Source organism: Candidatus Falkowbacteria bacterium, from assembly GCA_018674305.1.
Taxonomy (GTDB): Bacteria; Patescibacteriota; Patescibacteriia; order UBA11705; family JABHMO01; genus JABMRF01.
In genome coordinates, this window is sequence record JABHAL010000015.1 from 54141 (window position 1) to 70351 (window position 16211).

A 16211-nucleotide genomic window follows, 5' to 3' on the forward strand; every position below is an offset into this window, starting at 1 on the left:
TTGTATAGAATTTCTTTAAGTTCTATCTACTTGCTCCGGTATAAGCGATTGCTCTCATAATTGACCAGTGATGTGAAGTGCTTGGTACATAACCATATACACCTTTGAAGCTGCCAATGGCGGCTCTTTCACTATCAAGGTTTCTAACAACATTTCTGATGTTGTAGCCTATATAGTACAAGGCCCATTCATCGTAAATGTTATTAAAGTCTGGCAAACGTTTGTAAACTTTTGTGAAGTCTACAAGAGCAGTTTGTTCAGCGCTGATCTGCCTTTGAGTTGGCTTATGGCTGGTCAATATTAGATCAATATCATACCAGTCTGTTGTTGATGCCGGTACTCGACCATATATGTCGAAGTAGTCACCAACTACACCTTTTCGGTCACGGACAGACATACCAGTAGAGTTTGTTGTACCGTAAGCAATAAAGTTAACACTTTGCCATTCCCCATCAGTTGCTGGCACATCTCCAGTTAATGCAATAAAGTGTTCCAATCCCTCAGCCTCATTATCTGCATTGATAACAGCAGCCTGAGTTGGTACTACCTCTGAAACAGTTTCGGTTGTTAATTCAACTCCAGTATCTGTAGTCACAGTTTCAGTCGTTGTAGTAGTTGTAGTAGTACCTCCATTACCTCCACCATTGCCACCACCACCTGCAGTGATGGTAAATGTGCTGTTTGTTGGAGTTGGGGTGTAACCGTCACCACTATGAGTTCTAACCGCTACCACGCCGGCTGTTGCTGCGCCTGATCCTGTTGTATAGCCAAATGTCCAGGTAGTACCTGATCCACTCATTGCAGTGTAAGCTTGAGTCGCTACTGCATCTTCCGTGATGTAAATGTCAGGTGTTCCTGAAACCGCAGAGCCGAATGTTGCGGTAATTGTAACTGCGGTATTTGGAGTGATTGTACAACTGCTAGAACATGAAGCGTATGTGATTGCCAATGTCGGAGTTTCCTCTGTCCAATAACCATAACCATATCCATATTCAGAAGCTACACCATAACCATAACCATAGCCAGAGTCTTGTGTCGCAAAGGTTGTATAAACTGTACTCAAGTCAAAAACTGTTACTAAAGCTACTATCATAACTAAAGCAACAATTACCTTTGCTATTGTTTTCTCACTACTAAAAAATTTTCCTATTTTTTTTTCCATTTTGGTAAATTTTAAGATTAATCAATTTAAACCATTCGACCTTTAAGCAGTTTGCTTAATGATTATGGTAATATGGATTCATCTATATGCTTAAGGTTGGATCCTAATAGAAGATTATATATTACCAAATGTATTATACCATTTTTCTTATTATTCTAAAAGTTTTAATAGTATGTATGTGGATAAACTATATGTTGTAAATTGAAGTTATTGTTTTCATTTTTCGAAGGATTTTTTTTTAATTAAGGTAATAAATAAAGTTGAAACTCCAATCACAAGAAAATAGTAAGCATAAATAGCCAAAAATTCAGCAAATAGTTTTTTATCAAAAGCAATAGAAATAGGAATTATTATTAGAAGTATGGTGGCTAAAATAAAGCTCCATTTTTCATTTTTCGTTGACAGTATCGTTCTTAAAGCAAAAATTAAAATTAGGAAATCAAAAAAAGTTGCTTGAATATAGAAACATAATGCTAGGATTATACTAATAATAATAATTTTTATATTCGAGGATTGTTTAGTTTTATCAATAGCAAATACTGTTGCAATAAATTTAACAAACATTTTATATGAATTTATGCAAAATCTAGGTAACAACCTCAAGAAAAAAATCTTAATAAAAGTAAGAGAATTCTTTAATATTGTTTTTGTGGTAAAATTTGATGTATTTTTTATTAAATTATCATTAGTTTTATGAAACTTAAATGAAGTAAATGTTTTATGAAAATTATTGATTATGAATAATAAAAACAAACTAAAAACGCATATATGGAATGCTGGCCAATTAAAATAAGCCTTCCATGATGAAAAAAATAATGAACCAAGAAAAGCTGTCAAATAAAACAATAAAATATATGAAAATAGGTTGCCCACATCATTTAGAAAAAACTTGATTACACTTTTTAATTTAAACATAGCCTTATTTAATTTTATAAAGAAGTAAGTTCTTAGTATCTATTATTTTTTCAATATCCTCATCCTTCTCCATCCACAAATAATCTTCCCACTCTAATTCCTTGGCTAATATAATATATTTTATATTTAATTCATCTTTTTTCAATAATTGTACTGGAGCTTTATACTTTATCCAATCTTCAATAAAATTGCTGTCATTAGCTACATTATTACTATAAATATTTCCAATCTCAATATTTGTTCCTATAATCACTGGACATTCAAAATATAAATTTGCTGGATTTGCAACTATCCTACCAATCCAATTGAAACTCATATACATATGCCAGGGCAAAAACAAAGTATTCCCATCACAGTCTTGTTCCAGTAAATATTGATCTACTTCTTGCCAATCTGGAGGATACCTAGCGGGATTAATCTGTCCATAGCCAGCCCCAAACAAAGGTAATGACTGAAAACAGACCAAAAAGATTAAAGTTGTTATAAAGACTGTTTTATAACTTTTAAATACTTTACTTTGAGTTAAACCATATACACCACACGCAAACCAAACTGTGTACACCAAAACAATTAGACTTATCCACTTGGCTGTATCTCTCATCCCTTTATAAAACGGGAAATTATCAAACATGAATTCAGTAATTTGTTTAGTTATTGGGAGACGAATACCAACAGCTAAAGTGATAGCAACTATCCACATGATTATCAGGCCGATAGCTATTTTTTTAGTTTTTGGATCTTTGAATAATCGCCAGACACCATAAATTAGTAATGGCACTAGCATTATAAAGGCTACTCGAAAATTAGTATTAGTAGCAATATCCAAATAACGATGCTGTTCACTACCCCAAAAGCCTGATAATAAAATAACATTAAGCAGTGCATCTTGCCCCGTCTCACCAGCAGTTCTGAAAAAAAATAGATGTTCTTTGGTAATTGTTTGACCAATAAAATCTTGATCCAAGGTTTTGGTTGCAAAAACTCCGATTATCCAGTTCAAGTTAATCACAATGCAAATTAGCAGTGACCATAAAACTATTTTTTTTAATTTTTGTTTGTTCAATATATTTTTCGGAATCCGAAAAAGATATAGCAAGAAAAAGATAATTCCTACTAATCCTATGAAAAATAAAAAATGTGCTGAAAAAACTAAACTAAAGGAGAAATAAATTGCTGCCTTGAATAAATTTTTTATTTGATTCGATTGAACTAACCTGATTAAATGGGAAAAACCAAAACCAAACAAGGCAAAAGCTAACAAGAAATGCAATTGGCCATACATTAGCCGATCATATACAAATGGATTTACTAAAGTCAATAAACTGGCCAACCAAACAACAAACTTATTGTCAAAAAAGTTTCTAGTTATACTTCTACCACTCAAAATAATAGCTGCCAAAACTCCAGTAATAAATAGTTTTTGAATAAAAGCTATTGGTAAAATAAGTGACAATATTTTCACTATTGAATTTAACAGAAAAGACTGCTTAAAAAAATCAACCGTTATTTGCGGACCCCAAGCAAGGTCAGTTAAAAATACAAAACCTGGTTTTAATAATATTGGAATAACAATTACCAAAATAGGAACAGCATACCAAGTCAAATCTGAAATTTGATTTTTTTGTTTATTCATTGTTATATTTTTTTTCTTTTTGTTTCTTTCTAAGCATTGTGACATCAAACCGACCATAATATATTGACCGGAAGACAAGCTTAATAACACTAATAACGATCTTTAAAGTATATAATAAACTGTCTTTTGAATAAACTTTATAAAACACTTCCCAAGGTCTAAAAACATATCGTAAAATCTTGTTTTTCAAAAACTTTTTTGTCGCAAATCCAACTAGGTCGTCAAGTTCTTTATTACTCAAATGTCTAGTTCTAACCTCAGCTGACAAAAAATTTGAAATCAATCTAGCATTTTGACTATTTGGATCAATCATAGCATCAAAGTTTAGTAACTTTTCTTCTCTCATTATTTTATACAATGGAGCATCAGGATATGGTGTCAATTTGTAAAAAGCTGCATAATCAACACCACAGGACAAAGCAAAATTAACTGTATCCATTATTTTTTCCTTAGTTTCATATGGAAAGCCAAAAATTGTAGTGATCACAGTCCACATTCCAATCTTATTAGCATATTGCAAAAGTTCTTTAGCTTGAGCAAGATCAAAAGGTTTGCCAATAAACTTTCTAATCTCATTATTACCTGACTCAATACCAAAAGTAATTCTATAACAACCAGCCCTGCGCATCAATAACAAAATTTCCTTATTCAATGTCCAATGAGCAATCCCATTTGGTGTTGACCAGTAAATTTTCAATCCACGATCAATAATCCCCTGACAAATTGCTTTGAACCTATGTGGATCAACGCTAATACTATCATCAAGAAATGAAATTTCCTTAATACCAAAGTTTTTCTGCAAATATTCAATTTCATCAAGAACTTGATCAGGTGTTTTACCTCGCCACTTGTGTCCCCAAACAGTTTTTACTGAACAATAAATACAGTCCATTGGACAACCACGACTGGTTGATAACTGAAAAGACGGCGTTTTCATTTGATAATCCTCATTAAAGGTAATATATCTTTTCATGTCCAAGGAGGCATAATCCAGAATTGGTAAAGTTTTTATATCCAAAGGTTCACGAACACCTGTTTTGATCGGTTTTCCTTTATTATTCCTATAAGCAATCCCAGGTACATCCTGAATAGATTGATTTTCTGAATATTTATTTAATAAATCCAAAAATGTTAATTCACCCTCACCTATCACAACTAAATCAACATTTTTGTCAGTTAAAGTCTCTTGCCAGAAATTTGTGGCATGAGTACCACCAAAAATAACTTTTACTTCAGGATTTATCTTCTTGGTAATACTAGCTATACTATGTGAATCCATAAAATACCTAGTAAACACACAAGAAACACCAACTATATCTGGCTTACTTTCTCTAATCTTCTTTTCAATCTCTGTATCATCAACACCTATTCTCACACTGTCATTGGCTAATCTTTTTCTAATCTTTTCCTTGGTAAACATGAAATCCTCTATCATTATATTTTCATAACCATGTTTTTTTACATAACTTAAAACAGATAAAAGATTAATTGGAAATGAAACCGCTCCAGCATTAGAATCTTCACCATAATGCGTTAACGGTGGTTGTATTAATAAAATTTTTAAATCTTTTTTCATACTATTCATCTTTTTTACAACACACAACATACACTACCAACATACCCAGTGCAATTATTGATATTAATCCTCCAAAATAAAACACATTTTGTGGCCAAAATTCCAAAACAACTAATCTTGTTGGGCCAAGTACTGAATCATCCAATTGCCAACTATTAGCATAACCATTTGCCAATCTAACCGGCGCTAAATTACCTTCATCACGAGAAAATACTTTTGTGAAAAAGTTTTGTTCTTTATCAGTTTCATATGTTTTTATAGTCCAACCTGAGTTATAACCATTGTTAAAAACTAAACTATAAATACCATCCAACTTAGGAACCTCTACAACATACTTGCCAGGATTTAGTTTAGCAAATTCTAAACCTTGATCATAATCTGGTTGAATATTTTCTTGATTATAAACAAAAAGCAAATTGTTCACAGGTATAGCATATATTGAATGTCCTTCAGCATTCTTAATATCTACAGAATAAATATCTTTTTCAAGATTAAATTTACCAAAGTCAATCCAATCACCAGACATAACAACATCACTTCTAATTACTTTATCGTCAAGACTTAAATATACAGGTGCTTCTAAACCTGCTTCATTCAAATTAAAATATATTTCATACTCACCCGTATGAACAATCTCTAATTTGTAATCATCCAAAACAACATTTTCCGTGTTGTAATTTACTTCTCTTTTTAGTCTAGCTTGTTCCTCTGAATCACTGATTTCTGTAGCCTCTTTTAATTCTTTATTGAACTCTGCTAATTTATCAATATCTGTATTATTAGCAATTACTTCAACTGCATATTCTCCATACTGACCAGCTTCAGAAAAATGAATTACAGGTTTAAAGTTATTATTATATTCAGAAATATCCAAGTAAGAAATCAAAGAACCCATATCACCATCAATAACAATATCTTTATTAGCAATGTACAAAAACGGTGTAAAATCATTATATTCGTATAAATCAATATTCTCACTTAAACTCAGCAAGTTCAAATCCTTATTATTCATTAAATATTCTTTTTGTTGTGAAATATTCCAAATTCTAGCACAACTAAAATGCGGTACTATATCCGTGCGGAAATAAACATACTGAATATTTAAAATCTGTAACATTTTTGAATACAACTCTGAATTTTTTGCTTGACATTGAAAATCTCGAAAACCTTGCAACAACTTCTCACCCATTTTATTACTAAATCCTTGATCAACCACAACATTAAATGGTGCAAATATTTGATTCACATCAACACCCTGGCCATCTAACTGATAATCATTTGGTACAAACGCTGGTGAAAAAGAAATTGGTTGAGCCAGAACCTTGGCACCTTCAAGATTCTCATCTAGATATTCATAAACTTCTTCCAAATCTGGATTTAACTGATAAACATCAATATGATCTTTATTTTTTTTAGTTAAAACCTCTCGTCCTATATCTCCTAAATACCAGTATGGCAAACTCCAGACAAGCAAAATTATAATCAAAACACTTTTAGCAATTTTCTTATTTACCTTTTTTAAATCTTCAAAAATCAAAGTAAATCCGTACGCAAAAATTATTGTTAAACAAAACAACACACCAGGAATATAATGCTGCGCAGATCTGAACATAGCATAAGCAGAAAAATGTTGTACTAACCAAAGCACAAAATCACCAAATGGCGGGTTTCCACTTGTAGCAAAAATCATGAAGATAACAAATGTAAATAACCAAAATAAAATATCCTTATTAAACTTCTTTTTTATCGTGACATAAAGAAAGGTTCCAGCCAAAGACAAATACATTACAGCATACCAAATTGGCAAAATCACATTTGACATCGTAGCTGTAAACATGTGTCTATCAAAAAAACCAGTACCGACTAACATCTGCCAAACCTTTGGAGCAGACTGAATATTTTTCAAAGCAATACCAGCAAAACCTTTCTGAGCTTTCAAGCCTGATAAATAACCAAAATCAGCAATCATTGGCACAATCCAATAAGCGTTTAAAAACAAGGAAAAAACTCCAACAAGTATTAATCGTTTAATAATCTGCCAATCTTTTTTCAGCCAAGCATACCAACTACAGTATAAACAAAACATTACTACCACAAATACAAATTGTTGAATTGAGATCATCAAGGCAGTAATTAGAACTGCTGAAGTTAGCAAATATATCTTGCGAGAACTGTTAATCAAATAATGGAACGACAAAAAACACCATGGCCAAAGAGCATAGGCCAAAAACTGACTCATAGCTCCACCAATAAATTCAGAAAACAGGAATGGTGAAAACCCATACAATAAACCACCAACAAAAGACATTAAACCAAGATTTGCTTCCAATTTATAGTGTTTAAGCAGCCTTCTTAAACACAGATACATACCAAAAGCTGCTAAAGTCATTGTAAAAATCAATAAAAACTTAGAAAAGTAATTACCATCCAAATCAAGCAAAGAAAATGGCCCAACCAAAATAATTCTTAACAATTTCACTGGCAAGGTCAAAGACATAGCAGAAAAACCTAAAACAGAATCTTTCCAAAGATAAAAGGAAGAATAAACTTGATTAGACAGAAACGAAGCCATGTTCGGTACTGACCAATCCCAATTATGTCCAACTGTACCCACAGTGCTAAGTAATTTTCTTATCGAAAAAACAGCCATTAGCACATATAAACAAAAGGCTGACACAATTTGAACTTTATTTTGTAGAAACAATTTTTTCAATTTCATATTTAAAATTGTTGGAAAATTTTTGCCAATCACACTTATCTTTTACGATTTCCGCTGCCCTATCCGCAATTCTGGTTAATTTTTCTGTATTATTATTTTTTATAATTTTTTGAATCTGCTGACTTTGCTTATTTGTATTTTTTGTATCAATAATAAAGCCACTTTCCTGATCAGTGATAAACTCAGAGTTTGCCCCAACATCTGTAGTTATTATCGGCCGCCTCATTGACATGGCTTCTAACAAAACCAATGGTGGCATATAGTTTGTATACAAATAAGGCAATAAAACAAAGTTAACTTTGGCAAACTCGCCTGGAAAATCATCACAATATCCTAACAATTCAACATTCCTTATCTGATAACGTTTAATAATTCGTTTAATTAAATCTTTGGTAGCTGGGAAATATTCCGGCCAAGCTAATATTTTAAACTTTGAACTTTTCAGTTTACGAGCTATATTAATTATCTTTAATGGTCCTCGTCGTAAATCCAAAGCACCAAAATACAAAAATTTCACTTCATCATCCAATTTATTTTCTGGTAAATCTTTTTCAGGTATCTCTTTAATACCAGGATAACAAATTTGCACCTTCTTATTATATACTGGTTTAATATAATTTTTTAAATATTCACATGAAGCAATCACTTTATCAACATAATTTAACTTTTTCAAAAAAAACTTTTTTGTTTTCAAACCATCAAACACTGCGTGAAAAACTTCAAACAAAGTATTATCAATATTACGGAAAAAATTCTTTGATGGATAAATTATATTGAAAAAATTCAACTTTAATACATTATAAAAATTTGATTTTGGATAATTAATATGCGTTAAATAAAAAATGGCAGGAATACCTAACTTTTTTCTAACCAAACCTGTCAGTGCTCCCCAAAATGGTGTACCACTACTTAAAATAACATCTCCAGTATAATCACCTTTTTTATACTTAAATATGCTTTTTATAATATGATAATTTTGCCAAGATGACATTGGACCAACATTTTCAGTAATAATCTCATAACTATGTCCTTGCTTTTCCAAATCTTCTGCAAGCTGAACCAACTTCTTGGCATCGCCACCAAGATTTTCCCCCTTGATTAAAAATGGTTCAAATAAAAGTATTTTCATTCTTATTCTCTTTTTAAGATATTGAATCTTCTAAGTGGTTTAAAAATATATAGCATAATTGCATCCAAACTGTATGAAAATATATCATATCCAACAGTATTTAAACGCAAACTAATCAAATCCAACCACAGTTTATGAATTCTTGCTTTAAATAACTGGTTCAACTTGATATTCACTGGATATATTCCATTTACATACTTTTTCGCTTTCAAAAACTTAAAAAATGTTTTGTACGCAACTTGCCAGTGATAATCCTCTGTTCTTTTTAATAATTTTTTACCATCAACTCTTTCTAAAAGATATATTAAATGCAATAAATCAATCATTCTTAACTTATGCACTTCGAAAATAATATGAGCCACTTGAATCAGTAGTGCATCCTCATCACTTGATGTATCAAATTCAATATCATGAACTAACTGTTTCTTTTTATTAACAAAAACTTTTTCTTTATCAATATAAATCACACCTCGCCAACTGATTTGCTGATGCAAATGAACAGTGACAAATTCCCCCTTACTTTTATATCTCCAAATTTCCTTATACTTTTCATTACAGTTATCCCAAAATTTAATTTTAGAAACTTTTTTCTGTTTCCAACCTAATTGTTTTAATTCTTTTCTAAAGTTGCCAAAATCCTGTTCATTTTTAAACAAAACATCTATATCATGACCAACATAAGCCTGATCTTTGTGCGCTTTGAATAAAACAAATTCAAAATTTTTGTTCAATTTCTGGAGAAGTTTAAGAGTTTCTTTATATGCTCTTTGCGCTTCCTCAATTATAACATGTTTTTGATTTGAATACTTGTGACTAACTCCGTACAATCCACTATCACTTAACTTCTTTTGCTCTAATAAATCATAATCTATTTCATCAATTACTAACTTCTCCACTTCAGCCTTATCCAGCTCTGCATTTATTCTAATAACCGGCACTATTTTTTCTAATAATTTATATAATCTAGCTCTTTTTTCATATTCTTTCAGTGTTAATTCCTTTTTTCGCTTACATATTGTTTCATATGATGCGTCAAGCAGAAAAACCTTATCAAAACCTGGCAAGAAAAAATGCATTAACTTAAATATTATCCTAACAAAAATGTCAGACTTTACTAAAAAATCTGGCATCATCACAATCGCTGAATCATAATATCCCCTATCACATATCAAAACACGATTATTATTCCCCCAAACCTTTAGAGCCAAAACAAAATTATATCTTGCCTGGCCTGGTCGATAATATTCAGCTATTTTTAATTTTTGATTAAATTGGTCAACCAAGTTCTTTGCTAACGTAGTCTTTCCAGTACCATCATAACCAATAATATTTAAATTCATACATTACTAATTACTGATTCTCAGGAGTTACAGCTTTTTTTTGCGAATCTGTAAATCGTTTAATAAAATAAAAAATTGATTTCTTTTTATATAATCCTTGTTCAATAAACAGTTGCTGATCAGATAGTTTACGATTTTTTTGGATCCTTCTTCTTTTTTTGTAATTAGCTGGCAGATGAAGAAAAAACCACATAATTCCTTTCAAAATATTAATACCTGAAGTCCAATTACCCTTAAAAAGTAAATAAAAGGCCAAACCATTCCACAAAAAAATATGTTTAGGCAAAATTCTGACTAAATATTTAAAAGATAAGTTTTTGTACAAAGTTAAAATGTAATTTTTGCAACCATGGAACCGAACCAGTTTGTTATTAAACTTTTTGTCAGTAATATCCTTAGTAGCTGAATAATGATGATACACAACTGACTCTGGACAAAAAACAACCTTATAATTTTTTAACCAACAACGCCAACCAAGGTCAGTTTCTTCCACAAAAATAAAATAGTCTTCATCAAATCCTTCTGCAGCCTCAAATGCCTGGCGAGTAATAAACATTCCAGCTGACTTGGCTGCTAATATTTCTTTGACCTGATCATATTGTCCATTATCCGGTTCACCATACTCAGCAATTGAAATTAAAAAACCTAGCGAACCTAAATACTCTCCAACATAATCAATGCTCTTTTTATCTTTTAAGAATAATAATTTGCACTGCAATGCGCCAACCTTTTCATCTTGTTCAAAAACTTTATCAGCATTGATAAGCCAGTCAGCTGTTACTTCTGTATCATTGTCCAAAAATCCATAAACCTGACCTGTGGCTATTTTCACACCCTCATTTCTAGCCTTAGCAGGACCAAAGTTTTTTTCAAGTTGAACAAATTTAATTTTTGCTAGATTTTTAACAAAAGTCTGCTCAATATGCTGCACGCTACCATCAGTAGAATTATTATCAACAATTATGATTTTAAAATTCTGATAATTACTATTTAAAACAGAACGTACCGTTCTTTCCAAGTACTCTTTTCCATTAAAGTTAACAATTACAATTGAATATTTAATTTCTCTCATAATTTTTATAAAATGACATATTTAGATCCTGATATTTATTTTCTGCAGAAAGTGGAATGCATTTAGCATCAACCTGGTATGAATAATTTGCTTTTTCAAAAATTTGCAGAAATGAACTCAGTTTAGACTTGTCCTCATTAATATTATGATGGTATTCAATACCATATTTTTCAACCATACCAACTTGACCTGCTTGCTCCAAATCCTGCAAAACCTCATTCTCTGCCCCTTCAATATCCATTTTTAAATAATCAATTTTTGATAATTTCTGATTACTGATAAAATTGGCAAATGAAACACAACTCACCTCAATCTTATCACTTGAAAACTGTTGGTGTTCAGTCATTCTCTCCTTTTTTGTACTCATAACTAAAGAACCTGGAGTTTTCTTGTCAACATAAAAATCAATTTTCCCATCATGATCAGATATTGCCCAATTAAATAGATAAACATCTTTTAATTTGTTTTTTTCAACATTATATTTCAACAATTCAAATGTAGCTGGATCAGGCTCAAAACTATAAATACTACTGTTAGGATATAACCACTTGAAAAATAGTGTGGCCATACCAATATTTGCACCGCAATCAAAAATCACTGGCCGATCATTTTTTGTAGAAAAATAGTATTCATTGCGATAAAAAATATCTTCATACAAAAATTTTATATTCTTGTATTCAAAAGCTTTGAAATGCAAGCCAAAAATTTTCTCAGTATTAAACTTAAACCAAGTAGCATAAGTTAAATATTTGAAATTTATCCTTAACCAGGCACACAAGATTCTAAATTTATTCCTACCTGAATGACCTGAACTTGTCAAATAGGCAAAATTTCTAATGGCAATATAAGTTGTAGGAAATAATCTTCTCATAATTATTGATTTAATATTTTTCTGTTTCCTCTATTAACCCAATTAACTTTCATTAACTTTCTTCTTATCCTCTTCAGTCACATTCATAGCAAAATCTTTATTCACAAACTTAGCAATCTTCTTTAAAGGTTTATAAAAATTGTAATGAAAAATTGAATTCAAAGTACTGGCAAAAATACCTCGCATACCAGCTGGAAAACTTAGAATCTGTTTTTCCCAAATACTGTCACACTTTTCACAATTTTTATTGTAACTAAGATAAGTATTATTCAACATTGATTCACGAAAAGCCACCATCTGATCACTGTTCCAAAGTTGCTTTAAGTTATGCTCTGGGAATTTACCAAGTTTATTATCACCAAAAAAATCAGAGGTGCAGGCGATCAAATGACCATCCCATTGAATATGCATTGAACTCCACAGGTATGAACATGGTGAAAACTCTTTACCTAATTCTTTGGCTTCAAATTTATCTGTATCACTGAGAAAATTGCCCCAAGTACTTGGTCTTCGCATTTGAATACAGTCAATTGGCAAATCCTTGAAATTTTGCATAAACTGTTCTCTGTTTTCTTGATAAATCTTGTCCCCTTCATCATCCATAATCATAACTTGCAAATCAGCAACAGTTTTTGCACCAAGTTCTTTTTTTATTTTCAAAAAGTTGATCACATTTTCTAATGATTTTTCAAAATTAGCATTTACCCTAACTTTTTCATAAACTTCCTTGGTTACACCATCAAAAAAAAAATTTATCCAGTCTAAATCTGCTTCTAAAAGTTTGCGAGAAATTTCTGGTGTTAGTAAAGTACAATTTGTAGAAATATAAACTGCAATTTTATTATCCTTGGCATACTTAACCATTTCAGGAAACTTTGGATGCAAAAGTGATTCACCAGAAATACATAAGATTATAAACGAAACAAATGGCTTCGCTTCATCAATAATCTTTTTGTATAAATCAAAATCCATATAGCCAGGATTTGGTTGACCAATAATTGAATTTGGACACATGATACATTTCAGATTACAAACATTAGTTGGCTCAATCCAAAGAGCGGTTGGCAAATATTTCAATCTGGTCTTTTTTCGTTTATAACTCCAATGCGCTCGTGGCATGGCTATTAAATTGTTTATTTTTTTAATCATTGTCTTGATGTATCTCCTCTGGTTAATAATGATAAACCTGTTTTTATAGAATATTTTAGATTTTCCCAAGAAGAAATGTCTTGAAAAAATCTGCGAATCAAATAACTTGGTCGGAAATAAAATTTAAAATATGCTTTTTTACGAAAATCTTCTAATTCTTGCAAGTTAAAACCTTCTGGCACATAAAATGGCCATGAACCATGAAAGCCTTCGCCAAGTTCGCCTCGCGCATATTGATCAATTGTATCGATTGAAATTTTATTTTCAGACTTAGCAGTTTCAAATAATGCAGCACCTGGTAATGGCAAGGAAATATGCACGCCAACAATATTGTATCTAGCAGTTTTATAAAACTGCATTGTTTTTTCAATATCTTCTCTAGTTTCTGTTGGAAAACCAAGCATTAGAAAAGCATTAACATTAACCCTATTTTTGTTACATAACTTTGCAGCTTTGACAATTGCTTCTGTACTTAAATTTTTCTTAATAATTTCATTTCTAATTCGTTCACTACCAGATTCAACTCCAAGCGTTACTTCAAGGCAACCAGCCTTTTTCATTAATTTTACAATATCTTCATCAAGCATATCTGCCCGAGTAATAGCCGTCCAGGTAATTTTCATTCCTCTCTTTAATATTTCCTGACAAATACCAATAATATGATCCTTTTTCAAGGTTAAAGTATCATCAGCAAACATAAAGAAAGTTTCACCTTGTTTATAAATCTCTTCCATTTCATCCAAGATTTTCATAGGATCACGAAAGCGCATTTTGTCACTTAGTGCTGGCCGAGAACAGAAGACACATTTAAACGGACAACCTCGACTAGAAAAAATATGTGCACCTTTTTTGTACTTTACATGTTGAAGTTTTTCTCTTGCTGGAAATGGCAAAGAATCCAAATCCTGCACAGGAACTCCTTGATAAAATTTCTCCACAGGCTGATTAGTTTTCATTTTGTTAATAATTGCTGGCAAAACAGTTTCTGCTTCACCAGCAATACCAACATCAAATAAATGAGCAAAGCGATTGATAAAATCATTATCAGCACTGATATGTGCTCCACCCAATATAAGTTTAATTTCTGGGAAATTTTGCTTTATAAATTCAGCAGCCTGCACAGTGCCGCGAAGATTCGCTGTCATGGTAGTAAATCCAATTACTCGCGGCCGTTTTTCAGTAATTATATTTTTTAATCGGTTTAAATCAATATTTTCCGCTCCAATATCTAAGATCTCTGCTGAAACATGTTCTTTTTCCAAACTACTGGCCAAATACAAAACTCCCAGTGGCGGATGTTCCACATCCATAGTTTCTGGTCCACCCTCTTTATTAAAATAAATCGGCGGGTAAATGAATAGTATATCTAGCATAATTTTTCTTTTCCGTCTATAGAGCCACCCTGGGGGTTTTGGGGTGAAATTGAGCCCATGAAAGAACCCCAAAGCATACTATTTGTTACGGCGAATTTGAAACCCCAACACTTTTTGTTACTTTTTGGTGTCAAAAAGTAACAAAGTTTTATTAAAACTTAAACTTACACATAGCACAACATCTAAAACATGCCGGGGTGATGTGCTTGTTTTTAATTAACTCTCTAAATCGCTTGGCTTTCTTAGACTCCCAAGCTTGTTTAATAGTGCCCTCTTTCACATTACCAATAATTATCCCCTGACAAAGTTCAATATCTCCATTCTGTCGGATAAATATTTGCCAAAATGGTGAATCGCAATATGATTTATCAGATAAGGGTACACCTTCATAATATTTTTGCAAATCACCAGGATCTTGTACATTAACTTGGAACTTGGCCTTCTTCTGCATCTTTTCCAAACCAATAGTTTTGCTTTTTAACTTTTCTATCTGCTCTTTTTCAAAATAATTTTGTTGTTCAATTGGCATGCCCCAAATATCCTTGCCAGATTTGAACTTATCAGCAAAAATATCATTTTTTCTTTTTAATCCTTCTGGATAATAGAAAAATTGACTAACTGACCACTCATCAATCCCCTGCGCTGCTCCAATATTATAAACAGTATCAAAATCATCCAAAGATTCTCGAGAAATTACAGTTCTGAGATGAATATTAGGAAAATTTTTCCAACCTCTTTGCTTTTTGATTTCTTTAATCCCTGAAAGAGCTTGATCAAACACATTATCAGCTCCACGCACTTTATTATGCGTCTTTGGTAGTCCACTATCTAAAGAGACGGCTAAAAACTTAAGCTTTGAATCAATAATCTCCTTAGCTTTAGCTTTTAAAATCGTTCCATTGGTTGTAATTGAAGTTACCAGTCGATTTTTATTAGCATGTTTAATTACTTCAAAAATATTTGGATAAAGTAGTGGTTCGCCACCAACTAATTGAATAGTTGAGCCAAAATCCTTGGCTTCATCCAAAGCTTTCTTCACTAATTCAACATCTAAGTCAATTTGATTGCTTTTTTCCAAAAATTTACGCCGTGATTCACTAACATGACACATTGGACAGTTCAAATTGCATCTTTCAGTGATAAAAAAAGTTATCTGCACCGGAAATTCAAATTTATAGTACTTTTCTTTTTTAAAATAGTCCTTTTTTAAATAATTAAAAAAAGTTTTTGGGTTAAATAGTGATATTAATATCTTTTTCCTTATATTCATAA

At 31.5% G+C, this 16211-nt stretch carries 12 protein-coding genes; all 12 read right to left on the reverse strand.

Going from position 1 to position 16211, the window contains the following annotated elements; genetic code table 11:
• Positions 1–22 precede the first annotated feature (22 nt).
• Positions 23–1162: a hypothetical protein gene (locus tag HN643_05665; protein ID MBT7501122.1), complete on the reverse strand. Its 1140-nt coding sequence runs from the start codon at positions 1160–1162 to the stop codon at positions 23–25.
• A 216-nt stretch (positions 1163–1378) separates the two neighbouring features.
• The gene (locus tag HN643_05670; protein ID MBT7501123.1) at positions 1379–1726 is read right to left on the reverse strand and encodes a hypothetical protein; all 348 of its coding nucleotides are present in this window, start codon (positions 1724–1726) and stop codon (positions 1379–1381) included.
• Positions 1727–2081: 355 nt separating this feature from the next.
• On the reverse strand, positions 2082–3710 hold the full coding sequence (locus tag HN643_05675; GenBank protein ID MBT7501124.1) for a hypothetical protein: 1629 nt from the start codon (positions 3708–3710) through the stop codon (positions 2082–2084).
• The gene (locus HN643_05680; GenBank protein ID MBT7501125.1) at positions 3703–5286 is read right to left on the reverse strand and encodes a radical SAM protein; all 1584 of its coding nucleotides are present in this window, start codon (positions 5284–5286) and stop codon (positions 3703–3705) included. Before HN643_05680 ends, HN643_05675 begins: the two co-directional genes overlap by 8 nt.
• A gap of 1 nt (position 5287) precedes the next feature.
• Positions 5288–8005, reverse strand: a complete 2718-nt coding sequence (locus HN643_05685) for a hypothetical protein (protein ID MBT7501126.1) — start codon at positions 8003–8005, stop codon at positions 5288–5290.
• On the reverse strand, positions 7974–9134 hold the full coding sequence (locus tag HN643_05690; protein MBT7501127.1) for a glycosyltransferase: 1161 nt from the start codon (positions 9132–9134) through the stop codon (positions 7974–7976). The genes HN643_05685 and HN643_05690 overlap by 32 nt, the downstream gene beginning before the upstream one ends.
• A gap of 2 nt (positions 9135–9136) precedes the next feature.
• Positions 9137–10474 carry a hypothetical protein gene (locus HN643_05695; protein MBT7501128.1) on the reverse strand — a complete coding sequence of 446 codons (1338 nt, stop codon included), beginning with the start codon at positions 10472–10474 and terminating at the stop codon, positions 9137–9139.
• Positions 10475–10484: 10 nt separating this feature from the next.
• The gene (locus HN643_05700) at positions 10485–11546 is read right to left on the reverse strand and encodes a glycosyltransferase family 2 protein (protein MBT7501129.1); all 1062 of its coding nucleotides are present in this window, start codon (positions 11544–11546) and stop codon (positions 10485–10487) included.
• A complete protein-coding gene (locus tag HN643_05705) occupies positions 11533–12417 on the reverse strand; it encodes an FkbM family methyltransferase (protein ID MBT7501130.1) in 885 nt (294 codons plus the stop codon). Before HN643_05705 ends, HN643_05700 begins: the two co-directional genes overlap by 14 nt.
• A gap of 42 nt (positions 12418–12459) precedes the next feature.
• Positions 12460–13536, reverse strand: a complete 1077-nt coding sequence (locus tag HN643_05710) for a radical SAM protein (protein ID MBT7501131.1) — start codon at positions 13534–13536, stop codon at positions 12460–12462.
• 26 nt (positions 13537–13562) lie between these two features.
• Complete coding sequence (locus HN643_05715; protein MBT7501132.1) at positions 13563–14939, reverse strand: radical SAM protein; 1377 nt, start codon at positions 14937–14939, stop codon at positions 13563–13565.
• Between the two features lie 151 nt (positions 14940–15090).
• Positions 15091–16209 (reverse strand): radical SAM protein, encoded by a 1119-nt coding sequence (locus HN643_05720; GenBank protein MBT7501133.1) that lies wholly within the window; start codon positions 16207–16209, stop codon positions 15091–15093.
• Positions 16210–16211: the final 2 nt, after the last annotated feature.